This is a genomic window from Streptomyces sp. NPDC001137 (assembly GCF_040298885.1).
GTDB lineage: Bacteria > Actinomycetota > Actinomycetes > Streptomycetales > Streptomycetaceae > Streptomyces.
On sequence record NZ_JBEPBA010000019.1, the window covers coordinates 150,579 to 173,682 of the forward strand.

The 23,104-nt window shown below is 71.4% G+C and carries 25 protein-coding genes; 20 read left to right on the forward strand and 5 right to left on the reverse strand.

Annotation, left to right across the window (positions count from 1 at the left end; all coding sequences use genetic code 11):
• Positions 1-4: 4 nt before the first annotated feature.
• Positions 5-769, reverse strand: a complete 765-nt coding sequence (locus ABT254_RS31920; protein WP_351477617.1) for a thioesterase II family protein — start codon at positions 767-769, stop codon at positions 5-7.
• A 187-nt stretch (positions 770-956) separates the two neighbouring features.
• Between ABT254_RS31920 and ABT254_RS31925 the strand changes: the two genes are divergently transcribed.
• From ABT254_RS31925 to ABT254_RS32010, 18 genes are all read left to right on the forward strand, one after another.
• The gene (locus ABT254_RS31925; protein WP_351477620.1) at positions 957-1,781 is read left to right on the forward strand and encodes a helix-turn-helix transcriptional regulator; all 825 of its coding nucleotides are present in this window, start codon (positions 957-959) and stop codon (positions 1,779-1,781) included.
• 217 nt (positions 1,782-1,998) lie between these two features.
• Positions 1,999-2,241 carry an acyl carrier protein gene (locus ABT254_RS31930; protein WP_351477623.1) on the forward strand — a complete coding sequence of 81 codons (243 nt, stop codon included), beginning with the start codon at positions 1,999-2,001 and terminating at the stop codon, positions 2,239-2,241.
• A 53-nt stretch (positions 2,242-2,294) separates the two neighbouring features.
• Positions 2,295-2,915 carry a hypothetical protein gene (locus ABT254_RS31935; protein ID WP_351477626.1) on the forward strand — a complete coding sequence of 207 codons (621 nt, stop codon included), beginning with the start codon at positions 2,295-2,297 and terminating at the stop codon, positions 2,913-2,915.
• Complete coding sequence (locus ABT254_RS31940) at positions 2,908-3,771, forward strand: hypothetical protein (RefSeq protein ID WP_351477629.1); 864 nt, start codon at positions 2,908-2,910, stop codon at positions 3,769-3,771. Before ABT254_RS31935 ends, ABT254_RS31940 begins: the two co-directional genes overlap by 8 nt.
• A gap of 44 nt (positions 3,772-3,815) precedes the next feature.
• On the forward strand, positions 3,816-4,034 hold the full coding sequence (locus ABT254_RS31945) for a tautomerase family protein (protein ID WP_351477632.1): 219 nt from the start codon (positions 3,816-3,818) through the stop codon (positions 4,032-4,034).
• Between the two features lie 12 nt (positions 4,035-4,046).
• A complete protein-coding gene (locus ABT254_RS31950; protein WP_351477635.1) occupies positions 4,047-4,868 on the forward strand; it encodes an AfsA-related hotdog domain-containing protein in 822 nt (273 codons plus the stop codon).
• Positions 4,869-4,950: 82 nt separating this feature from the next.
• Positions 4,951-5,628, forward strand: coding sequence for an HAD family hydrolase (locus ABT254_RS31955; RefSeq protein WP_351477638.1), 678 nt, complete (start codon positions 4,951-4,953; stop codon positions 5,626-5,628).
• Positions 5,625-6,257 carry a nucleoside/nucleotide kinase family protein gene (locus ABT254_RS31960; RefSeq protein ID WP_351477641.1) on the forward strand — a complete coding sequence of 211 codons (633 nt, stop codon included), beginning with the start codon at positions 5,625-5,627 and terminating at the stop codon, positions 6,255-6,257. The genes ABT254_RS31955 and ABT254_RS31960 overlap by 4 nt, the downstream gene beginning before the upstream one ends.
• Positions 6,254-7,951, forward strand: a complete 1,698-nt coding sequence (locus ABT254_RS31965) for a GH3 auxin-responsive promoter family protein (protein ID WP_351477644.1) — start codon at positions 6,254-6,256, stop codon at positions 7,949-7,951. The genes ABT254_RS31960 and ABT254_RS31965 overlap by 4 nt, the downstream gene beginning before the upstream one ends.
• Before the next feature lie 75 nt (positions 7,952-8,026).
• Positions 8,027-8,881 (forward strand): class I SAM-dependent methyltransferase, encoded by an 855-nt coding sequence (locus ABT254_RS31970; protein WP_351477647.1) that lies wholly within the window; start codon positions 8,027-8,029, stop codon positions 8,879-8,881.
• 2 nt (positions 8,882-8,883) lie between these two features.
• Positions 8,884-10,344 carry an FAD-dependent monooxygenase gene (locus ABT254_RS31975; RefSeq protein ID WP_351477650.1) on the forward strand — a complete coding sequence of 487 codons (1,461 nt, stop codon included), beginning with the start codon at positions 8,884-8,886 and terminating at the stop codon, positions 10,342-10,344.
• Positions 10,341-11,471, forward strand: coding sequence for a hypothetical protein (locus tag ABT254_RS31980; protein WP_351477653.1), 1,131 nt, complete (start codon positions 10,341-10,343; stop codon positions 11,469-11,471). Before ABT254_RS31975 ends, ABT254_RS31980 begins: the two co-directional genes overlap by 4 nt.
• Positions 11,468-12,253 (forward strand): DUF6182 family protein, encoded by a 786-nt coding sequence (locus ABT254_RS31985; protein ID WP_351477656.1) that lies wholly within the window; start codon positions 11,468-11,470, stop codon positions 12,251-12,253. The genes ABT254_RS31980 and ABT254_RS31985 overlap by 4 nt, the downstream gene beginning before the upstream one ends.
• A 1-nt stretch (position 12,254) precedes the next feature.
• The gene (locus ABT254_RS31990; RefSeq protein WP_351477659.1) at positions 12,255-12,890 is read left to right on the forward strand and encodes a LysR substrate-binding domain-containing protein; all 636 of its coding nucleotides are present in this window, start codon (positions 12,255-12,257) and stop codon (positions 12,888-12,890) included.
• The gene (locus tag ABT254_RS31995; RefSeq protein ID WP_351477662.1) at positions 12,887-13,729 is read left to right on the forward strand and encodes an alpha/beta fold hydrolase; all 843 of its coding nucleotides are present in this window, start codon (positions 12,887-12,889) and stop codon (positions 13,727-13,729) included. Before ABT254_RS31990 ends, ABT254_RS31995 begins: the two co-directional genes overlap by 4 nt.
• Entirely contained in the window at positions 13,723-14,562 is an 840-nt protein-coding gene (locus ABT254_RS32000) for a methyltransferase domain-containing protein (RefSeq protein ID WP_351477665.1), read from the forward strand. The genes ABT254_RS31995 and ABT254_RS32000 overlap by 7 nt, the downstream gene beginning before the upstream one ends.
• 178 nt (positions 14,563-14,740) lie before the next feature.
• Entirely contained in the window at positions 14,741-15,949 is a 1,209-nt protein-coding gene (locus ABT254_RS32005; protein WP_351477668.1) for a cytochrome P450 family protein, read from the forward strand.
• Between the two features lie 177 nt (positions 15,950-16,126).
• Positions 16,127-16,732, forward strand: a complete 606-nt coding sequence (locus tag ABT254_RS32010) for a response regulator transcription factor (RefSeq protein WP_351477670.1) — start codon at positions 16,127-16,129, stop codon at positions 16,730-16,732.
• Here the strand turns inward: ABT254_RS32010 and ABT254_RS32015 are convergent.
• Positions 16,653-17,627: a sensor histidine kinase gene (locus ABT254_RS32015; RefSeq protein WP_351477673.1), complete on the reverse strand. Its 975-nt coding sequence runs from the start codon at positions 17,625-17,627 to the stop codon at positions 16,653-16,655. The genes ABT254_RS32010 and ABT254_RS32015 overlap by 80 nt on opposite strands.
• 472 nt (positions 17,628-18,099) lie before the next feature.
• On the opposite strand from ABT254_RS32015, the gene ABT254_RS32020 reads away from it, so the two are divergent.
• Positions 18,100-18,867 (forward strand): AfsR/SARP family transcriptional regulator, encoded by a 768-nt coding sequence (locus ABT254_RS32020; protein ID WP_351477676.1) that lies wholly within the window; start codon positions 18,100-18,102, stop codon positions 18,865-18,867.
• A 64-nt stretch (positions 18,868-18,931) separates the two neighbouring features.
• Here the strand turns inward: ABT254_RS32020 and ABT254_RS32025 are convergent, their stop codons facing one another.
• From ABT254_RS32025 to ABT254_RS32035, 3 genes are all read right to left on the reverse strand, one after another.
• Complete coding sequence (locus ABT254_RS32025) at positions 18,932-19,357, reverse strand: nuclear transport factor 2 family protein (protein ID WP_351477679.1); 426 nt, start codon at positions 19,355-19,357, stop codon at positions 18,932-18,934.
• A gap of 111 nt (positions 19,358-19,468) precedes the next feature.
• On the reverse strand, positions 19,469-19,972 hold the full coding sequence (locus ABT254_RS32030) for a flavin reductase family protein (RefSeq protein ID WP_351477682.1): 504 nt from the start codon (positions 19,970-19,972) through the stop codon (positions 19,469-19,471).
• A gap of 295 nt (positions 19,973-20,267) precedes the next feature.
• Positions 20,268-21,425, reverse strand: coding sequence for an acyl-CoA dehydrogenase family protein (locus tag ABT254_RS32035; protein ID WP_351477685.1), 1,158 nt, complete (start codon positions 21,423-21,425; stop codon positions 20,268-20,270).
• A 188-nt stretch (positions 21,426-21,613) separates the two neighbouring features.
• Here ABT254_RS32035 and ABT254_RS32040 point away from each other — a divergent pair, with 188 nt between their 5' ends.
• Positions 21,614-23,053, forward strand: a complete 1,440-nt coding sequence (locus ABT254_RS32040) for an NAD(P)/FAD-dependent oxidoreductase (protein ID WP_351477688.1) — start codon at positions 21,614-21,616, stop codon at positions 23,051-23,053.
• Positions 23,054-23,104: the final 51 nt, after the last annotated feature.

A 23,104-nucleotide genomic window follows, 5' to 3' on the forward strand; every position in this document is an offset into this window, starting at 1 on the left:
CTCCTCAGCGCACGGCTGTCCCGAGCGCGCTCTCCAGCTCCTCGAAGAACAACTCCTTGTGCTCCCGGTTGAAGAAGTGCCCCCCGGGCAATGTGCGCAGCGAGAAGTGCGCGCCGGCGTGCCTGCGCCAGGCCGCGGCGTCCGCGGCGGAGACCAGCGGGTCACGGCTGCCGTGCAGGACCCGGACCGGGCAGGGCAGCGGGGGGTGCCCCGCCGCCGGATAGCGGTAGGTGCCGTTCACCTGGAGGTCCTCCCGGAGCCGCTCCATGACGGCTTCCATGCGCCCGGGGTTCTCCCGCAGCAGGCGCCCGGCTCCACCCAGGCCCAACAACAGCTCTAGGGCCGCACTATCCGGGAGCCGTACGTTCGCCGGCGCCGGGAGATGCGGCGCGCGGTGGGCCCCGGCCACGAAGCAGGCGGGCGGACGCCGTCCCGCGGCGATCTGCCGCTGGGCCACGCCGTAGGCGACCAGTGAGCCCATGCTGTGGCCGTAGAAGGCGTAGGGCTCGTCGAGAGAGGGAGTGAGCTGCCGTGTCACCTCATCGATCAGCGCGTCCATCGTGCTGACGGCACCGGGGGCGCCGGACGGGGCCGTGGAGCGCGGCGGCATGGACACCGGCACCACCTCCACACCGCGGCCGAGCCACTGCCCCCAGCCCGCGAACGACCAGGCGCTGCCGCCCGCGTGGTGGAAGCAGAACAGGCGCAGCCGCCCCGTGGTCGTACCGGCGGCCGTGACCGCCGTGAGGTTCCCCGTTGTGTGGACCATGCCGCAAGTCTGCCGCCGAAGGCCCGTGGCAGGCAGTGTGTGTCGAACCGGGTGGTGCCACCACCAGTGGTCCGGATGAGGGGCGGTGAATTTCATGTTAATTGAAGGTTCTAGTTGCCCAGGCCATTTAGGCACTCAATACACTGCCGCCGAAGCTCGATCGGCACCAAAGGGAAGAGGCCCATACATGCAGGCAACTGCACTCCCCCCAGTATCCGGACTTACCCGAAGGTCGAAACTCCGCCATTTTCTGCGGGCCTGCCGGGAGCGAATATCACCAGAAGAAGTCGGGCTCGTTAACGTGGAGCGACGGCGCACCCCCGGATTACGCCGCGAGGAGGTGGCGGCCCTCGCCGGGGTCGGGGTGTCCTGGTACACCTGGCTCGAACAGGGACGGGACATCAACGTTTCCGAAGGAATCGTGAGCGCCGTCAGCAACGCCCTGCGCCTCGAGGAGTGCGAGCGCCGGTACTTCTACCGACTGGCCGGCCACAATCCGCCGCAACGCAGGGCGGGCCACCGCTGGGACGATGTACACGAAAGGATGCGCGCGCTCGTCGAAGGATGGTCGTTCAATCCGGCCTACATCACCGACCGGTACGGGCGCATCGAACTGGCCAGCAGGTCGGCCCGTTCCCTGTTCCGGGTCAATGCCAGCGGTGACAACTGCCTGGAGAAGTTCTTCACCGATTCGGCCACCCGCGCGAAGTATCCGGACACCGATGAGGTGGGCCGGTGTCTCGTCGCCCACTTCCGGGCACAGTCCGCGCGTTTCCCGGAGGACCCGGAGTTCGGCCGGATCGCCGAGCGGCTCTGCGAGAGCAGCCCGGAGTTCGCCGGCCTGTGGGACTCCCACGAGGTCGACGACGCCCGGCAGGGCGTGCGGAAGATCGTGCACCCCGAGGCCGGGGTGATGGTCTTCGACCGTGTGGTGATGCGGGTGCCGGAGTGCCCCGAATCGCTCCTGACTCTGTACATGGCCCGGCCGCGGCCCGAGACTGAGCTGGTCTGACACCGAACGCCGGCTCGGGACGCCGGCGCTCGCACAGGTGGTGTTCGTACCACCATCATGAGGAGACACTTCCTCCGCCCACGCCGCACTCCCAGTATGGATGCCGTGGGACGCGAGGGAATTCCGACGCTGAATTCCCCACTCCTGGCAGAACTGCCCATCCGCACAGTGAAGTGCGATGCACCGGGCGTTCCCAGAGATTTCGCGGAGGAAGAAAATGGGTAATTCGATCGTCAGTCGCATCGTCACCGTTCTGGCGGAACTCGCCGTGCCGACGGCAGATATCACGCCGGACACCACTTTCGAGGCAATGGAGATCGACTCGCTGCTGCTGGAAGAGCTGGCCCTGCGCCTGCAGAAGTCTTTCGGCATCGAGATCGAGATGGGCGAACTCGTTCCCGAGCAGACCGTCGCCGAGGCGGCCGCGGTGCTCGTGTCCAAGGGTGTCGCCGTAGCCTGACGCGCTCCACGTCTCACACGCCTTTCATACGCCTTTCATCGAGAGGAATTCCCATGTCTGCCAACCTGCTTGTTCTCAACGAAGTCGCCGTGGCCCCCGGCAAGGTGGACAAGGTTCTGGCCGAATGGAGCGAACTGAACAGCAAGGAGCCGGTGTCCGGCCGCGCGCTGTACCGCAGCGCGGAAGGTGACAACGTTCTCGAGATCACGCCCCTTGAGGACCTCGCGCAGCTCGGTGCCCTGAACGCCGTCTGGCAGAAGCTGGCGGAGAGCGTGTCGCAGGATCTCGTCACGGACTTCCGCCGCCAGCTCCTGGAGTTCGTCGAGGCACCCAAGGACACCACGGACCCGCTGCCGCGGACCCCGTATGTGCAGCTGCGTCACATCGAGGTCAAGCCCCGGGAGTACACGGCCTACCGGGAGTGGCGGGAGAACACCATCTTCGACGTGGTCCGGCGCGCGGACCAGGTCACGACGTTCCTGGCGTACCACTCGCTGCTGAGCACCGAGCCGGGCGTGATGTTCGTGTCCGGCTTCGAGGTCGAGCCGGAGGAGTACCAGAAGGTCTTCACCTCGCCGGAGTACCAGGACATCGTCCAGCAGGCCGGCGACCGATACATCGTGGGCGGCGAGAGCGGCCTGTACACCCGCGTCTACCGGCGTGCCGATGTCTGAGTCCGGCCCGGAGACCCACCGGCTCAGCCTCACCACCCAGGGCCCGCTGTACCCGCCGAGCGAGGTCATGGACGGTGACGGCAACTTCGTGGTGGTGGGCCTGATCAACCGGCCCGCGCCGGAGGGCGGGACCGTGCCCGAGTGGGGCGCGGCCGTGGTCTCCCCGGACAGCCCGGTTCCCCCGTTCGGCCACCTCGCCCCCTACACGGTGCTGCGTGAGCTGGACACCGACCCCGACGGGGCGGACCGGGACATCGTGCTGCACACGTTGCCGCTGCCTCTGCCGTGCAACAACTACCCCATGGTGTTCGCGCCGGAGCAGTTGCCCGACGCGGATCAGGTCAAACGGCCCAGCCACGCCTTCCACGAGGTGCCCATCCCGGACCTGCGCCCGGAGGACGGCCCCAAGGTCACCGAGCCGGTGACCTTCGGCGAGTGGATGCGGGCGAGCGGGACCCTTCGGGTCTCGGTCACCCCGGACGGCCATGGCGGCACCTTCGACTTCGAGTTCTCCCGTCTGGTACCCGACAGCGTGTACACCGTGATGTCGCTGCGCGCCCGCGATCTGGATCCGGCCGGGCCGACCCGGCCGGGGCCGCTCGGTGTGCCGAACGTGTTCGTCACGGACGCGGACGGCTCCGGCCGCTATCACGCCACGATGCCGAACCCGTTCCCGGACCCGGACCTGCCCGGCGCCAACCGGATCGTCAACGTGGTCGTGCTGTGGATGAGCTACCAGCGCAGCTACGGCGGCGCCATCGGGGAGTTCGGCCTCGGCGGCGACATCCACGCCCATCTCAAACTGCGCGGCCCGTCCTTCCAGAACCTGCGGACCACCGCGGCCCCGCACCCCTGACTTCCCGACCGACACGGCACATCCGAGAGCACGAGAGAGGCCTCATGCCCATCATCTCCGTCACCACCTGGGACGGTCAGGACGACGCCCAGGCCCAGGAACTCATGGAGGAGCTGACCCGGACCGTCCGGCGCGTCACGGGAGCCCCCCTGGACAAGATCACCGTCTATGTCCAGGAGGTGCCGCGCAACCGCTGGGCGGAGGGCGGAGCCCTGGGCAGCGACCCGAAGTTTCCCGAACTGAGCCGGCGTCTGGCCGAGTGAGAGGCCACAGCCATGTCCGCTGAAGTGCACGAGATGCCCCCGATCACCGACGCCCCGCCGGACACGCTGTTCCTGGTCGGTGACGTCTTCGCCGAATTCGCCCGCCACGAGGGCGTGCTGACGGTCTCCCAGTTCGCGCGCCGGATCAGGGACGGGATGTTCCATGAAGGCGCCGGCGAGACCCGGGTGACGCTCGGACAGGGCGTCTCCCTGTTCGACGTCCGGTTCGTACGCGACACCCTGGCCCGGCGCGGGCTCGCGGACCGGGTCGTCATCGACGACCTGGCGCTGCACACCCGGGCCGGGCGGGAGATCGCGCACAAGCACCGGCCGGAGAACGTGCTGATCTCCGAGCCGAGTCCGACCGGCGCCGACCGGTTCGAGTCGGTCCTGCTGGTGGACGCCCACAACGAGGTGATGTCCGACCACGTCACGGGACAGCACATGCAGGGGATGCTGGCCATGGAGGCCGGGCGGCAGATGTTCATCGCGGTGGCCGAGCAGTACTACCTGCCGCCCGAAGCGGTCGGCGCCAGCTACTTCGTCATCGACACCTTCGCCACCCGCTACCGCAACTTCCTCTTCCCGCTGCCCGCGGTGGTCCGGTGCACCGTCCTCTCCCACCGCTCCCCGCACCGCACCCGTACCACGTTCCACTGTGAACTCTCCGTGGTCCAGGGCGGGTCGGAGACGGCGGGCATGGAGGTCCGGTTCACCGCCTTCGACACCCAGGTCTCCCACACCAAGGAGACCCGGGCGGCCCAGCGGTCCCTCCAGGAGACCTTGGCCCTGGCGGCGGACGCGGACCCGGTGAGGCCGGCGGTCCGTACCTGATGGCCGGGACGAAGAGGCGCGCCTGAAGCGGCGGCCCGTCCCTGCGGCGGGCCGCCGACCGTCATGACAAGGAGCCCAGTACATGCCAGCAACGGATCGTCCCTACCTGGTCTTCAGCGATGTGGACGAGACACTGATCACCGTCAAGAGCATGTTCGACTTCCTCCACTACCAGCTGGTGCGCCGGCACGGCACGGCCGGCGAGGAGAAGTACGAGCGGATCATGGCCGTGACCCGCCGCAAGGCCGCCGACGGAGTCCCCCGCGAGGACATCAACCGCTTCTATTACAGCCACTACACGGACGAGTCCGTGAAGACGATCAGCGATCTGGCGGACGACTGGTTCGCCGAACGCAGCGTGTCCACCCGGGGTTTCTACATCGAATCCACCCGCCGGGCCCTGGCCGGCCACCGGGCGGCCGGCGCGGGCCTCGTCCTGGTCTCCGGTTCGTTCCCGCCGGTGCTGGAGCCCCTGGCGCGCGAGGTGGGGGCCGACGCGATCCTGTGCACCCGCCCGGTGATCGCCGAAGGCCGCTACACCGGCGAGGTCGAGACCCCCGTCATCGGCGAGGGCAAACGCGCCGCGGTCGAGGGGTTCCTGGCCTCGCGGCCCGATGTCGACCCGCAGGACTGCTACGCCTACGGCGACCACCTGTCCGACCTGCCGATGCTGCACCTCGTGGGACATCCCGTGGTGGTCGGGGACGACGCCGAGCTGCGCGCGCGGCTGGCCCAGCACGCGAAGAGCGTACGGACATGACGGGCGGGCGTCCGTTCTCCGTGCTGCTGGGAGCCGACGGAGCCGGCAAGTCCTCGGTCATGGGCCGCCTTTCCCGCATGCTGCCCGAGTGGCGGCTGGTGTCGGTCGACAGCGCGTTCGTCGCCCCCGAACACGAACTGATCACCCGGCTGCGACGCGACCTCGAGGACCATCTGCTGCCGGGCCTCGGCGCCGCCTACTCGGTCGACCTCCTTGCCGGCGTGCTGCAGACGGCCGTGATCCACCTCAGGGACCAGCTGCACGCGGGGGAGCCCGGGGTGCCGGTTCTCGTGGACTCGTACTACTACAAGATCCTGGCGAAGTGCCGGCTGGCCGGCGTCCAGGACAGCCGGATCTACTCCTGGTGGCGCTCCTTCCCACAGCCGGACCGGGTGCTCTTCCTCGATGTCTCGCCCGCGTCCGCCTGGCGCCGCCGCGGAGACGGGACGCAGCTCAACGCCCTGGAGTACGACGGCGACAGCGCCGATTGGGCGGGCTTCGAGACCTACCAGAAGAACCTGCGGAAGCTCCTGCTGGAGGAGGTCAGGGACCTCCCGGTGACCGTGCTGCCGGAGCAGCCCGACGCCGGCCGCGCCGCCGACGCCGTACGGGAGGTGCTCACCGCATGACCGCCCCCGCCCCCTCCGCCCCCTCCGTCTGGCACTCCGCGGGCCACCCCGGCCGCTACCGGGCGCGCGTTCTCGCCGCGCGCGAGCGGCTGGCCGCCGAGCACGCCGACCTGCGGGGCACCCAGCAGCGCGTGCTGGCCGACCTGCTGGACTTCAACGCCGGCACCGAGTTCGGCCGGCGGCACGGCTTCGGCCGTATCCGCACCGTCGACGAGTTCCGCCGGGCCGTCCCGGTCCAGGACTACGCCGCTCACGCCCCCCTGATCGAGCGGACGGCCGCCGGAGAGCGCAACCTGCTGTCGGCCGACGCCCCCGAGGTCTACTTCACCAGCAGCGGCAGCACCGGAACGCACAAGAAGGTGCCCGTCACCCGGCGCTTCATGAGCACCACCTTCATGCCGTTCTACTTCGCGGCGTGGGCCCCGCTGACCGAGCACTTCCCCGAACTGCTGGAGCGGCCCGACGCGGTCCTCAACCTCAAGCACGACCCGGTGTCCGCCCCGCCCACCACCGCCGACGGCCGCCCGCACGTGGGCGCCAGCCAGGTCGACTTCGGAGCCCGCTTCGGCGAACCCCTCTCCGCCGAACCCGGCACGGGCGCACCCTGGGCGACGCTTCCCGTACCCACCGAGCCCGGCGACCACCTGGAGCGGATGTATCTGCGGCTCCGGCTGGCCGTGCAGAGCGATGTGCGCTGCCTGATCGGCATCAACCCCGCCATGATCGCCGCCGTCCCCCACCAGCTGAACCTGTGGTGGCCGCGGATCGTGAAGGAGGTGCGCGACGGCACGCTCGGCGGTCTGCCCCACGGAGCACCGGACCCCGGCCGCGCAGCCGAACTGGAGCGGCTGGCCGAGTACTTCGGGACCGTGCGCCCCGCCCATGTGTGGCCGCGCATCCGTGCCCTGTTCTGCTGGACGACCGGTGTGGCCTCGCTGTATCTGCCCGCGCTGCGTGAGGAGTTCGGCGTCAATGTCACCGCGCTGCCCGCGCCGGTGGCCGCCTCGGAGGGGCCGGTGGGCGTGGCGCTGGACCGGCACGCCTCGGCGGGCAGTCTCGTCGCGTCGGCCTCCGTGTACGAGTTCGTGCCGGCCGAGGAGGATCTCGTACCCGACTCCGCCACCCTGCTGCCGCACGAACTGGAGGCCGGCCAGGACTACCACGTCGTCTTCAGCCATGTCGGCGGGCTGTACCGGTACGCCGTCGGCGACGTCGTCCGGGTCGTGGACCACACGTCAGGAGTGCCGCGGGTGGAGTACGCGGGCCGGGGCGGCAGGTCCGACGCGGCCGGGGAGCGGCTGCGCGACGCCCAGGTCGTCCGGGCCCTGCGCGCCGCCCTGGACTCCGGCGGACTCGCCCTGCGCAACGCCGCGTGCCGGGTCGAACCGAACGCGGACGGCACCAGCCACTACGTGTTCGCCCTCGCTCCCCTCACCGCTTGGACCGAGGACGAGACCGGCCGTTGCGCCCTCGCGCTGGACCGGTCCCTGGCGGTGGAGTCCGACGGGTACGCCCGGGCCCGGGCGGCCGGCCGGCTCGGGGCGCCCACCGTGTGCCTGCTGGACGGCGAGGCGTTCGCCCGTGACTGGCACGAGACGGTCGGCACGGGCATCCGCCCGACCCAGGTCAAGGACCGCCTTTTCCGGCAGGACGACACCCTCTGGCGGCGCCTGACCGGCACACCGGGCAGCTGACCCCTGTCCAGCCTGCCGAACGCACCCCCACGCGCCGGACGTCCGCCCCTCCCCTCCCCCGACGAGGAGCCCCCCATGCCCGTGCTCGATCCCGTCGAACGCACCGCCCTGCTCACCGCCGCCCTGCGCGCCGCCGAGACCCGTCGCGAGGACCGGCTGTACGAGGACCCGTACGCCGACCGGCTGGCCGCGGACACCGGGCCGGGACTGCTGGCCGAGATCCGGGCCGCGACCTTCCCGCCCGACCGGCCGCGGTCCCTGCCCAGCACCCCCGACTACAACGCCATCCGCACCCGGTTCTTCGACGACCTGCTGCAACAGGCCGCCCGGGACCCGGAGACGACCCAGATCGTGCTGGCCCCGGCCGGCATGGACTCGCGTGCCTACCGCCTCGGCTGGCCCGACCGCATCCGCTACTTCGAGGTGGACCGGGAGGCGGTGCTCGCCTTCAAGGCCGAGCGGCTGCGCGGCGCCCGGCCCCGGGTGGACCACCGCACGGTCGCCGTCGACCTCACCGACGACGACTGGGAGAACCGTCTCCTCGCGGCCGGCTACGACCCGGCCGTCCCCTCGACCTGGCTGCTGGAGGGGCTGCTGTACTACATCCCCGAGGCCGACGCGCACCGCGTGCTGGAGCGGGTCGCCGCGATCTCCGCGCCCGGCAGCCGGATCGCCGCCGACATCGTCAACCGGGCCGCGCTGACCCTGCCCCACATGCGCGGGCTGCTGGACGTGTTCGCCGGCTGGGGCTGCCCCTGGGTGTTCGGCACCGACGAGCCGGAGGCCCTGTTCGAGCGGTACGGGTTCGACGTCCGCGCCGCCCAGCCCGGTGAGCCGGACGCCGACTACGGACGGTGGCCCGACCCGGTGCCGCCGCGTGAGGTGAAGAACGTACGGCGGGTGTTCTTCGTGCACGGCAGGCGTCGCTGACCATGGCGACCACCGTGATCGTGGGCGGCGGCCCCGCCGGCCTGGCCCTGGCCCTGGCGCTCGGCGGGCGCGGACACCGGGTGCGGGTGCTGGAACGCGGTGAGCCGCCGCCGGACGGGCCGGCCGCGAAGAGCGCGGAACTGTGGCGGCGGCCCACGGTTCCGCAGGCACTGCACGACCACATCCTCAACGCGCTCGGCGTGCGGATGCTCCGTCACCACGCACCGGAGGTCCTCGACGCGGTCCTGGCGGAGGGCGCCCGGCTGCTGGATCTCACCACCGCGGCCCCCGCGGGGCCGGCCGCCCCCGGCGACGACGACCTGGTCACGCTGGTCTGCCGCCGTCCCGTCCTCGACCTCGTACTGCACCGGGCCGCCGAGGCGCTGCCCGAGGTGACCGTCAGCCACCGCACCACCGTGGCCGGACTGCTGCTGGAGGCGTCCGGGCCATCGGGACACCGGGTGAGGGGAGTCGTGACGGCCGACGGTGAGCGGATCCCCGCCGACGTGGTCGTGGACGCGTCCGGGCGCAGGTCCGCGTCCCGCTCCTGGCTCACCGCGGCGGGCGTCGAGGTGCCGGACGACCTGACCGGGCCCAGCCAGTTGCGTGCCTTCGGCCGCTTCTACCGACTGCGCGACCCCGGCGGCCCCCGGCCGGGGCCGCTCAACCGGGGCAACGCGGCCGGCGGCATCTGGGACCACTACTCCGCCGTGCTGCACCCGGCGGACAACGACGTCTTCGCCATCACCCTGGGCACCCTGCCCGGCGACCGGGCGACGACGGCCCTGCGCACGCCCGGCGCCTTCACCGCCGCCTGCCGGCTCTCCCCCCACCTGGCCGCCTGGGTCGACGAGGACGTCGTGGAGCCGCTCGGCCCGGTACGGGTCATCGGCATGCCCCCGAACATCCTGCGGTCCACCGCGACCGGCCGACGGCGCCCGGTCACGGGGCTCCTGCACACGGGGGACGCCGCGTGTGTCACCGACCCGATGTTCGGCCGCGGCATGTCCCTGGCGCTCGCGCACGCCTTCCTGCTCGCCGACGTGATCCGCGAACATCCGGTGGCGGAGGGGGAGTTGAGCCGGGCCGCCGCCGACCTGGCCGAGGAGCTGCTGCGCCCCTGGTACGACCAGGCCGTGCACGACTCCTGGTCGCGCATCGAACGCTGGCGGTCCGCGACCGGCGCGCCCGTGCCCGCCAGGACCGGCCACCCGGCGCCGGCCGTGCCCCGGCGCCTGTGGGCGGCCGCGCTGACGGCCGCCGCCACCGATCCCGTCGTATGGCGGGGTGTCGTCCGCGTCCAGACGAGCCTGAGCACCCCCGCGGAGATCTTCGCCGACGAGGATTTCCTGGCCCGCGTACGGGCCGTGGCCGAGGCCCCCGCACCGCCCGCGCCGTCCGGACCCCGGCCCCCGACCCACGCCGAACTCCGGCACGCCATCGCCGCCCAGGAAGGAGGATGACGATGCCGCCGCGCAAGAACGTCCTGCTGGCACCGGTCACGATCACCCCGACCAAGCCGCTGACCCCCAGCCATCTCAAGGGCCTGCTGTGGACGGACGTGATGTTCCGGGCCACCGCGCCGCTCGCCGAGGTCACCTACCGCTACAGCCACACCACCTACCACGTCACCGAGCAGACGGTCGGCTTCTGGGAGTACCTCGACCGCGCCCACGGCGACACCGACTGCACCCAGCTCTCCGAAGAGGACATCGGCGACCTCTACGTCCGCTACCGGTCCGCCCAGCAGCCCCAGAGCGCCGAGGCCCTGCAGCCCTACCGGGACGCGGTCGAGCACAGCGGCTGGGTGCATCCCGCGAGCGAGCGGATGCTGCGGCTGTGGGCCGGGCACTACGAGCGTCTGGGCATGCACGATCCCGGCCTCAGGGAGCACCAGCCGCCCGGCCTCGGCCTGGAGGAGATGACCGAACGGCTCTCCGCCGCGGGACTCGTCCTCGACCAGCGCAACTGTGGCGGCCCCGTCTATCTGGACCTCACCCGCTACGGCATGCCCCTGCGCCGGATCGTCACCGCGGACGGCCGCCCCAACTACCTCGCCTGCGCCCTGCGCGAGCTGCTGCCGCTCGCCCCCTGGTACGACGAGGTCGTCCTGCTCTACGACCGTGAACTCGACGCGGACTACCAGTTGCTGAACCGCGTCCTGACCAGGTTCGGGCCGGCGGTGCGCCGCGTGCCGATCGGCCGGGTGCCCATCGACGGCAGGATCGCCTCCGCCCGGCACGGCGGCTGGCGTGGCCACACGGCCTCCGTGCTGCTGCAAGCCGCGGCCGAGACGTGCGAGGACGCGGAGGCCGTACGGCTCGGCATGCGCCTGTACTTCATCGCGACCCTCGGCCCCGGCCAGCACGAGTCGTTCCGCCACGATCTGCTGCGCAACTGCCTGACCGTGGCCGCCCGGCTCCTGAACCGCTCCAAAGCCGCCGCGAGCGGAGCGGGCGATCTGCCCGGCACGCTCGAACGGCACCGGCGGGGCCACACCTATGTCGATCCCTACCGGCTCACCTGCTCCCTGCTGGGCAGCAGACGGCCCGCTCCCGATCCCGGACTCCTGTCGGCGGTGTACCTGTGACCAGTTCCCTCGACCCCACGGCCGGCGCCGCCCTCGCGCCGCCCCCGCCCCATCCCCTGTCCTCGGCCGCCCTGCTCAAGGTGGCCGTGGACCGCATACGGACGGCCCGCCCGGAGCTCGCGGACCGTGTCGACCTGTCCAGCGCCCAGGCCCTGGGGGCCCTCAGGGCCGGATTCCACACCGCGCGCGCCGTCGAGAGCGAGGTGCTGGCCGTGGTCGTGGTCGGCCGCCTCGATCTGCCCCGGTGGGTGCGCGAGACCTGCGCCTTCGCCCTCGCCCTGACCCCCGGGGAACGGGATGCCTGGCGGCGCTCCTTCACCCGCACCGTCTACCTGGCGGGCCGCCCGGCCAACCTCCGGGAGCGGTTCACCTTCGACCACGTCGCCGACGACGGATCGACGGCCTGGGCCGGGCCGGCACCCGGCGCGGCGACGGCCCCCCTGCGCCGGCTGCTCAAGGCCCTCGAGGCTCCGGACGAGCTGACCGCGCGGCCCCCGGCCGCCGTCACGGTGCCCGGCACCGCGCGCTGCGGCCCCGCGGCCCACCGCGACCTGTACATCGCCACCGCCAAGGTGACCGTCGCCCACGCACTCGTGCACATCAACCACCTGCTCGCCGAGGCCGTCATGGACGGGCTGATCCGCCCCGGGGACCGCCTGACGCTGCGGTTCGTGCCCCGGCTGACGGGCCTGGGCGCGCGGTTCGCCATGCTCCGCGTCGACAGCGATGTCCACCGCCCGGACCAGCTCCAGGCATACGCCGGACTGACCACGGAGGTCTGAGTTGCCCACCCCCCGCACCGACCCCGCACCGCGCACCATCCGTCTGGGCATCCATGGCTCGGCCCACCTCGCGTCCCGCGTCGTGGCCGCCGCCGGCCATCCGCGCTCGTCGGTGGAGTACGTCCCCTACGAGGTCACCGAGCCGTTCGCGCCGCTGCGCGCCGGACACCTCGACATCATGATCGTCAAGTACGACCCGTTCGAGCCGGACATCGTCGTCAGCGGACCCGTCGCCTTCGACGGGCGGGCCGTTCTCGTCGGTGCCCGCCACCCGCTGGCCGGCCGTGACACGGTCTCGGTCGAGGAGGTCGCCGACTACGACGGCTACCGGTGCCCCGGCGACTTCCCGGCCAAGGTCTGGGACCTGGTGGTGCCACCACGGACCCCGCAGGGCCGCACCATCCGCCGTGTGCACTCGATGACGACTCTCACCGCCCTGGTGGAGCGGCTTCGGACCACCGACGCGATGCATGTGTCGTTCCAGTCCCTGGACGCGGTCCTGCCGTCCGACATCAGGGTCGTCCCGGTACACGACCTGCCGCCCTCCCCGGTGGCCCTGGCCTGGCTACGGGGCAGCGAACTGCCGGAGCACGTCGGGGAGTTCGTCGCCGCCGCGGAACGGGCGGCGCGGCGGTGAGCGCCGTCCGGCCCGGCGCGCAGGCCGCGGGACGTACGGACACCGGCCCTCTCCCGCTCGTCCTCCTGCACGCCCTGCCCCTCGACGCGTCCATGTGGGACGAGACGGCCCGGCGCCTGCGCGCCCGCGACCACCATGTCATCGCCCTGGACCAGCGGGGCTTCGGCACCATGCCGCTGCCCGACGAGCCGCCCTCGCTCGATCTCGTGGCCGACGACCTGGCCCGGGAACTCGACCGGCGGGGCATCGACTCCGTCGCCCTCGCCGGCTGCTCGATGGGCGGCTATGTGGCGCTCTCCTTCCTGCGCCGCCACCCCGGGCGGGTCCGCGCCCTGGCCCTGCTGGCCGCCCGGGCCACGGCGGACACGCCGCAGGCGGCCGGAGCGCGCCTGCGGTTCGCCGACCTGATCCTGGACGACTCCCTGCGCGACCGGGTGGTGGCCGAGACCACGCCGTCCCTGCTGGGTGCCACCACGCGGGCCGGGCGGCGCCGGCTTCTGGCGGAGGTGACGGATGTGGCCCGGGCGGCCCGGCCGCACTCCATCGCCTGGGCGCAACGGGCCATCGCGGCACGGGCGGACGCCACGGCCGTCCTGCACGCCACCGACGTACCCGCCGTCGTCGTCATCGGTGAGGAGGACGAACTCGTCACCCTCGCCGAGGCCCGCGAGACGTCGGCCGCACTGCCCCGGGGCCGGCTCGTCACCCTTCCCGAGGTGGGCCACCTCGCCCCGCTGGAGGCGCCGGAGACGACCGTGGAGATCCTCACGGACCTGCTCACGCGAGCGGAGAAGGCCGGGAGTGCCGGGGTGCCGGCGGAGGGGGCGTCCGCATGCTGAGGACGGCCCACACAGACTGGGGATACACGACCTCCACCGGACTGGCCTTCACCCACGAGGAGATCGTGGACCCGCACTTCGAGGCCTGTGCCGCCTACTACGAGGACGCGCTGGACGACCTGGGCATCCAGCCCGGCTGGCAGGTGCTGGACGCGGGCTGCGGCAGCGGAGCCTTCCTGCCCCGGATCGCGGAACTCGTCGGCCCGCAGGGCGGCATCTCGGCCCTCGACCTGGCCGCGGAGAGCGCGGAACGCGCCGCCGAGCGGATGCGGGGGCACCCCGCCCGTGCGCCTCTTGAGGTACGGCAGGGCAGCGTCCTCGAACTGCCCTACGCGGACGGCACGTTCGACGCCGTCTGGTGCGCGAACACCACGCAGTACCTGGACGACGGGCAGCTGGCGCGGGCGCTCGCCGAACTGCGCCGGGTCACCAGACCCGGGGGCCTGGTCGCCGTCAAGGACGTGGACGGCACCCTGAGCACCGTACGCCCGGCGGACCCGTTCCTGATCACCGACTTCTTCCGCGCGTCCGCCGAGTCCAACGGGTACGCCCGGCAGTTGCTGAGAGGACGCGACCTGTACCGCCGGCTGCGCGCGGCCGGGCTGACGTCGGTGCGGCAGCGCACGATCCTCATGGAGCACCACGCGCCGCTGTCCCCGGCCGCCCTGCGCTTCTACGGCAACGCGTGCGCGCGCTTCGCCCGGCAGGCGACGAGCCTGGACATCCCCGGGGACTGGGCCCCGTTCCTGGACCCCGACCACCCGGCCCACCCGCTGCGCGATCCGGACGGATACATCAGCGAGGGCAACGTCATCGCGATCGGCACGGCCTGAGCACCGCTGCTGAGCCCGGCACAGGTCGTGGAAACGCTGATGCATGTGGCGGCCCACGCCGGATTTCCGCGGACGCTCAATGCCATCGCGGTGGCCGGGGACGTATTAGAGAAATCGGCCACACCTGCTCAGTAAGCACTTTCATCAACCATCCATTGACAAAGGGAAGCCGGCCACCATGGAAACGGACATCGCGGCAGACTTCGCGACGCTCGGCGAGGAATTCTTCAGAGACCCGCATCCGGTGTACGCCGGACTCCGCGCCCAGGGACCGGTGCACCGTATACGGGTGCCGGAGGGCGCCGAGGCCTGGCTCGTGGTCGGCCACGAGGCGTGCCGGTCCGCCCTCACCGACCCCACGCTGTCCAAGTCCTGGAGGCACGCGTCACCCGACCTGCCCCTGGCCCGGCTCTCCGCCGGCGAGAACCTGCTCAGCTCCGACCCGCCGGACCACACCCGGCTGCGCAAGCTGGTGGCCAGGGAGTTCACGCCGCGCCGTATCGAGTCCCTCGCCCCGAGAGTGCGGGCCCTGACCGGCGAACTCCTCGACACCATGCTCGCCCGGCCCGACGGACGGGCGGACCTGGTCGAAGCCCTGTCCTTCCCGCTGGCCATGGGCATCATCTGTGAACTCCTCGGTGTGCCCTTCCTCGACCGCGCCGCCTTCCGGGCGTGGGCCGAACAGGCGCTGAGCAGCCCGGACCGGCACATAAGGACGTCCGCCACGGCCGCGATGACGCAGTACCTCGTCGGCATGGTGGACGAGAAACGCGCCCGGCCCCACGACGATCTGATGAGCGCCCTGATCCGTACCACCGAGGAGGACGGCGACCGGCTCTCCCCGGACGAACTCATCGGCATGGCCTGGCTGCTGCTGGTCACCGGTTTCGAGACCACCGTCAACCTCATCGCCTCTGGTGTCCTCGCGCTGCTCCGTCACCCGGACCAACTCGCCGCGCTGCGGGCTGACTTCACCCTCGTCGACAACGCCGTCGAGGAGATGCTCCGCTATGACAGCCCGGTCGAGACCACCACGTACCGCTTCACCACCGAGCCCGTGGAGATCGCCGGCGTGTGGGTCCCCGGAGGGGGTGAACTGGTACTGATCGCGCTGGTCGACGCCGATCGTGACCCCGCGCGCTTCCCCGAGCCGGACCGCTTCGACATCCGCCGCGCGACAGGCGGTCACCTCGCCTTCGGCCACGGCATCCACTACTGCCTGGGCGCCCCCCTGGCCCGGCTCCAGACCGCCACGGCCGTCACCGAACTCCTGGCCCGATGCCCCACCCTGTCCCTGGACGCACCCCCCGAGACCCTGGCCTGGCGTTCGGGCCTGCTCATCCGGGGTCCGCGGCGACTCCCCGTCCGCTGGGTCCCCGCTCCCTGAGCGCCTCCATTAGCTCGAAATTCAATCACTTAGCAAAAACTCTCCGCCTGATAATGGAGATTCGGCCGACCGGGTGCCGGAACAGTGCATTTCGGCCAAGCGTGTAACTTGAATTGACTATGTATGATCGCCTCGTAGCCGACCGTATTCGGGGAACGGGAAGCGGGGGAAGGCTCAGTGATTCGAGTCATGCTGGCCGAGGACATGCACATGGTGCGGGGGGCTCTGGTCGTCCTGCTGGAGGCGGAGCCCGACCTGACGGTGGTCGCGGAGGTCGACCGCGGGGACGCCATCGTGCCCAAGGCGCTGGAGTGCCGACCCGATGTGGCAGTCATCGACGTCGACCTGCCGGGTGTCGACGGTCTGTCCGCCGCGGCGGCACTGCGCAGACGGCTTCCCGAGTGCCGCACCCTGGTGCTGACCGCTCTCGGGCGCCCCGGCATACTCCAACGCGCCCTGGCCGCCCAGGTCAGCGGCTTCCTGCTGAAGGACCAGCCGCCGCGTGAACTGGCGAACGCCATACGGAAGATAGCCCAGGGAGGCCGGGTGATCGCCTCGGAGCTGGCGCTGGCGTCATGGGAGAGCGATGTCAGCCCGCTGACGGCGCGCGAGACGGACGTCCTGAGACATGCGGCGAGCGGCGCCGAGCCCGTCGAGATCGCTCAGCGCATGAACCTCTCCGTGGGTACCGTGCGCAACTACCTCACCTCCGCGGTGACGAGGCTGAACGCGCGCAATCGACTGGACGCCGTGCGGATCGCGGATCAGGCCGGCTGGCTGTAGCCGAGGGAGCCACCCTGCCCGATGCCGCCGGGCACACCGCGCGCAGCCTGAACCAGCCCTTGTCGTGCGACCACGTCAGCGTGCCCCCGACCGCCTCCACCCGCTCGGACAGGCTTTCGAGACCGGTGCCCGACTCCTCGCCGCCGGAGGGTTCGAAGCCGTCGTTGGACAGCACCAGGACCGTCCGGTTCCCGTGTCTGCCCATGGTGATCCGGCACGCACGGGCGTGGCTGTGGCGCAGGATGTTGGTGGTCCCCTCACGCAGCACGGCGGCCAGCGCGGCCTCCACCTCCCGGTCGTACGCCGCCGGAGCATCGACGTCGACATCGATGTCCAGACCCGCGGTCCTCAGGACCCGCTGGACGGAGGCGAGTTCACGGGTGAGCGAGAGCTGCTGCGGGCCGGCCGCCAGGGAGCGCGCCTCGGCGAGGGCCCGGCGGGAGAGCGAGATCAGCTCCACGGCCTCGGCCTGCCCCTCGGTGTGCTCTCCGGCGAGACGGTGCCGGACCAGTTCGGCCTGTACGACGATCGCGGAGAGGCTGTAGCCGAGCAGGTCGTGCAGATCGCGCTGCAGCCGGCGGTGCTGCTGGGCGGCGCGCCGGCGTTCGCCGTACACATGGGAGCGGCAGGCGTCGAGGGTCGCCCTCAGCCGGTGCAGGCAGTGCGCGGCCACGGCGGCGGTACCCGCGCAGAAGGCGACATAGGCGAGTCCACCGGGGTCCAGGACGAAGCCGAGGGCGGCGGTCATCAGGGCGATCACCATCAGGCAGTGGCCCAGCCGCCGTACGACCACCACCGGCAGGCAGCACAGCCATGCCATCGCCACGGCGGTCATCACCCTTTGCCGGTCGCCGTCCGGCGTCAGGCCCAGGGCCACGGCGAGTGCCGTCAGCACGGTCTGCGGCAGAGCGGTGATCAGAACGCCGGTCCACCTGGGCCGCGCGAGAGCCAGCCGGACCGTCGGATCAATGCGGACCGGAGATTCAGGTACCCCGGCCGTTGAATTTCTGACGAAATCGTAACGGCCCGTTAACGGGCCGATCATTCCCATGAAAGCCAACGGTTTCCCCCTGGTTGTTCGTAACCGCGTTTTCGCGTCGCCGAACCCCTTTGTGCGGCCGTGGACCTGATAACGACGTTACCAGCTGACCGCCGGACGCCGACGGGAAACGGGGAACCCGGTCGGTATGTGGCTGGATCAGGCAGCCGGGGGTGCCCCTGCCTGCACCTCTGATGCTCCGACGCAGGGCGTATGAGATCTTCACACCCACTCGTGCCGGCATCACTGGTTGCACACGCAATCATGCTGCGATGCTCGACCAATGGAATTGGGAGTTCTCGGACCGCTCGAAGCACGCATCCACAACATGTCCATTGTGCCGACCGCTGGAAAACCCCGACAGATCCTGTCTCTGCTCGCGATCCGGGCAGGACGCGTCGTACAAGTGGAAACACTGATGGCCGAGGTGTGGGGCGACGCAATTCCGCGCAGCGCCTCCACCACGCTCCAGACCTACATCCTGCAACTGCGTCGGAAACTGACCGAGACGGGAGTGGAGGAAACCGGCCGCACCGCCAAGGAGGTCCTGACGACTTGTTATGGCGGCTACCGGCTGGATCTCGATCCGGCGGAGTTCTCCTTCGACCTCCTGGAGTTCCAGCGGCTGGTCCGCCTGGGCGGCCGGGCCCTCGCCGGGAACGACCCGGCGACGGCCACCGGGCTGCTGGCCCGGTCCCTGGACCTGTGGCGCGGCCCGGCCCTCGCCGACGTCCCGGTCGGGGAAGTCCTCTCCACCGAGGTCATCGGCATGCAGGAGGAGCGCGCCTGGGCGCTGGAGATGCGCCTCGACGCCGACCTCAGGCTCGGCCGGCACGCCGAGATCATCGGCGAGCTGCGCATGCTGGTCAGCCGGCAGCCCCTGCACGAGACCCTGACCGCCCAGCTGATGACCGCCCTCTACCGGGCCGGTCACCCCTGGCGCGCCCTCGAGGCCTTCCAGGCGCTGCGCCAGGCCCTCATCGAGGAACTCGGCGTCGAGCCCTCACCCCGGTTGCAGCGCCTGCACCAGGCCATCCTGGCCAATGAGGACGACCTGGAAGTCCCCTCCTCCACTCCGTACGCGCACGCCGCATAGCGCTGGCGCGGGCGTCCTGGGCCAAGGCGTCGCCCGGGCCCAGGACGCCGTGCGGACAGCCGGATCAGGCCATCTGGTCGTAGCTGACGGAGCGGGAGCGCAGCAGGAACCGGTCGCCCGTCACATCGATGACGTCGTGGAGGACGACGCTCACCATGATCTCCGGCTGCTGGTCGGGCCGTACCTGCACGATCAGGGCGTAGACGGTGGAGACGACGGTGCCGTCGTCCTGCGGGTCGAGCAGGATCTGGTTGAAGTGGTGGCGCAGTTGCGTGGGGTTGTTCTCGAACTGCCTCACGAACGAGCGCAGTTCCTCGAGGATGGCGTCCGGACCGACCGCGGGCTCCTTGCCCGGGACGAGCGCGAAGCTGCCGTCCTTGGTGAACGTGTGGGCGTGCTCCTCCAGCCGCCCGTTGTCCAGTGCCTGCATCTGCCGGGCGTAGAAGTGCTGCACTTGGAAGTAGAGATCGCTGCTGACAACCGCGCTCATGATCGGCCTCCGTGTGGGGTCCACCGTATTGACGCGATCACGATGTCCCGGTCGGCTCGAGTCCGCCTCGAGCGTGTGCCGCCGCGGGGGGGCACGGCTGCCGGGTACCGGTCAGTGCCGCTGGACGGCCAGCCGGGGGCCCGGCTCCCACATCCCGAACTCGCCCTGCTGGTAGAGGGCCGCCGGCCGGGGGAAGACCTCGCTCTCCTCGACCCGCCCGATCATCAGCAGATGGTCGCCCGCCTCCACGGCCTGCACGAGCGTGCAGCCAGCGTAGGCCACCGCGGCCTCGGTGAGCACCGGAACGCCCGACAGCCCGCCGCGCCAGGCGACCTCGTCGAACTTGCGCGCGGCCTTCCCGGCGAAGAGCCGGGCCGTGTCCCGGCCCCGGTGGGCGACGAAGTTCACCGCGAACACCCCGGTGGACAGCATGGCGGGCAGCGTCCTGGACCCCTTGCCCACACATACGAGGAGCAGCGGCGGCGCCGCGGACACCGCGGAGAAGGCGTTACAGGTGAAGCCCCGCGGACCGCCGTCCTCGTCGAGCGCGGTGACGATCGCGACAGGGGTCGGAAACGTGCCGAAGACCTTGCGGAAGGTATCCGCGTCCAGCATGCCGTTCACTCCTCGACTCGGGTACGGGCCTTTCCCGCGTGCTGCGCCGCAGTCTTCGCGCCGTGGCTCGAAAGGTCCTGGAGAGCAGCTCGAACCACTGCATCCAGCCATCCTCGAGCCCTGCGCAAGCCCTCTGCCGCAGGCTGGGAAGCGATCCCGACCCCCTGATAGCCGCCCCCGAGCCGCTGGGGAGGATGGCCGGTTCCCGCCCTCCCGCTCGGACTGAACCGGCCCTGCTCGAAGTCCACGCACGGCGTCGGCCCGTACGCACGCGTACGGGCCGAAGTGGCGCCGGTCAGCGGGCGAAGGCATACGACGAGAACAGCGTCGCAGCCGGATCGAAGGCCAGGGCGATGTGCGTGGCCATGGAGTTGACGTCGCACCAGATCTGCTGCAGCAGGCTGTCGGTGCTGTGCGCGGAGGTCCCGGCGGTGGAGAACATCCGGTTGACCGCGTTCAGCACCAACTCGGTCGACATCGAGTGGTCGCGCATGTTGCGGGCCAGTTCCTCGGGGGTGACCCGCGCGCCCCGGTCCGCGGTCCGGGCGGTCCGGTTCAGCAGCAGTACGGCGGCGTCGATCTCGCCGGCGCTCCGCGTCAGGACCGCCTCGTAGGTGCTCCGGGCAGGGCCCGGTACCCCTGGGCGGCCGCCGCCGCGCGCCAGCCGCTCAGCGGTGGCGCCGGTCCACAGCCCGAGCGCGGCCCGGGCGGCGCCGACGGCGGCGGGCGCGCACGACAGCCCGTTGACCGCCTGGATCGGCACGGTGTGGCAGTCGGCCGACGAGGCGAGCGGCTGCCCGTCGAAGAGCCGCTGCCGTTCCACGCTGCGCGCCTCGGGCACGAACACCTCGTCGACGATCAGCGTGTTGCTGCCGGTTCCGCGCATGCCGGATCCGGTCCAGGTGTCCTTGACCGCGTACTCCGAGCGCGGCAGCGCGAACAGCCGTGCCGGCGGGGGCCCTTCCTGGGTGTCGCCCTCCCTCGGTACGACGGCGCACACCACGGCCCAGTCGGAGTGGTCGACGCCGCTGATGTATGCCCAGGAGCCGGTCACCCGCCAGCCGCCCTGGACGGGCCTGGCCCGACCGAGCGGGGACAGAGAGCCGACCACGAAGGTGTCGGGTCCGTCGCGCCAGATCTCCGCATGCGCCTCCTGCGGGAGGAAGGCGGCCATCCGGGCCAGACTCGACGCGACCGAGGCACACCAGGCGGTGGCCGCGCAGCCCTCGGCCACGGTGACGATCGCGTCGCTGAACTCCTCGAACGTGCCCTCGGTACCACCCTGCGCGGCCGGCACGAAGTGCCGGGCGAACCCGGTCTCCAGCATCCGCGCCACCACGTCGGGGGTCAGCCGGCGCTGTTCGTGAGCGTCCGGGGCTCTGCGACGGGCCAGCTCGGCCAGCTCGGCCGACCGAGAGACGAGTCCGGTCCCCTGGGGAGCCTGTGCGTGCATCCTGCCTCCTGCTTGACGCCGCTGATCGGATCGATCGACCTTGGCGCGTCCCGGTGGACCTGGGCTCGGGCCGTCCTCGAGTGAGGCATGGGACATTCACGCCGTCCGCTCCGGCGGACCGTGGTACTGATCGTTTTCATACGGCTTCACCCCCGGCTCGGGATCGCCGACGACGAGGAGCGACATCGATGAACCACCAGCAGGCCGCGAAGAGTTGGGACGGGACGGGGGATCCGGTGCAGCCACGGGATCCCGGACGCAGGCACGCGGTCGTCGTCGGAGGCAGCCTCGCCGGCCTGCTGGCCGCTCATGTCCTCGCCGCACACGCCGACCGGGTGACGGTCGTGGAACGCGACGGATTCCCGGCCGGCCCCGAGCCGCGCCCGGGCGTTCCGCAGGGCCGCCACCCCCACGTCCTGCTGGAAGGCGGACAGCGAGCCCTGGAGGCACTTCTGCCGGGCTTCATGGACGAGTTACGGAGGGCGGGATCCCCTGCCATGGGCCTGCCGGAGGACATGGTGCAGTGGCAGGGCGGATCCTGGTTGCGGCGGCTGCCCGCCCAGACGTACATCTACACGGGCTCCCGCGCCCAGCTCGAACAGCTGGTACGTCGGCGGGTGCTGGCCAACCCCCGGATCACCGCGGTCGAGCGGACGGACGTGGTCGGCCTGCTGGGCGACGCCGGGCGGGTGCGGGGTGTGCTGCTGCGCGAGCGCGGCGAAGCAGCCCGCGACAGCGGGCGGCCGCTGGAGGCCGACCTGGTCGTGGACGCGTCCGGCCGCGGCACCAGGGCCCCCCGATGGCTGGAGGAGATCGGGGCGGACGCCCCGCCCGGGGAAACCATCGACACGGGCCTCGCCTACGCCACTCGCGTCTACCGCGACACCGACAAAAGCCTGGGCTCCCACTCGCTCGGCCACTACGTCGTCCCCGACCCCACCCAGGTGTACGGCGGTGGCGTACTGCCGCTGGAGGACGGCACGTACCTGGTCACCTTCTCGGGTCTGCGCGGTGACGAACCGCCCACGGACGAGGAGGAGTTCGAGGCGTACGCGAAGAGACTGCCGCACCCGCCCCTGATCCGCTGGCTGAGCGTCGCCGAACCCCTGTCACCGGTCTTCGGCTTCCGGCAGACCGCGAACGTACGACGCCGCTACGACCTTCCCGGCCGCCGCCCGGCCGGCTTCCTGGCGATCGGCGACGCGCTCTGCACGTTCAACCCGATCTACGGCCAGGGCATGTCCGTGGCGGCCATGAGCGCGACAGCCCTGCGGGACGCGCTGACCGCCCGGCGAACCTCCACAACCCGCCGCGTGCAGCAGGCGCTCCTCGCGGCATCCCGCCAGGCCTGGGCCATCTCGGCCGGAGCGGACAAGGCCATGCCGGGCGCCACCGGAAACGCCCTCGAGCCCCGCCTGGAGGAACGCCTGACGGCCTGGTACATGCGCCGGCTGGCAGCCCGCTACCCCGGCGACCCGACCATTGGGAAGGCCTTCCGCGCCGCCCTCTCCCTGACCTCTCCGCTCACATCGCTGTACGCCCCGAAGGTGGCCCGAGCCGTGCTCTTCACCCCGCCCTCCCCGGGCCCGACGGAGCCTCCACTGACCAGGGAACCCTCGACCGACTGACCCGCCCCCTGCTCAGGGGGGCAGGATGACCGACGACCTGAGTGCGCACGT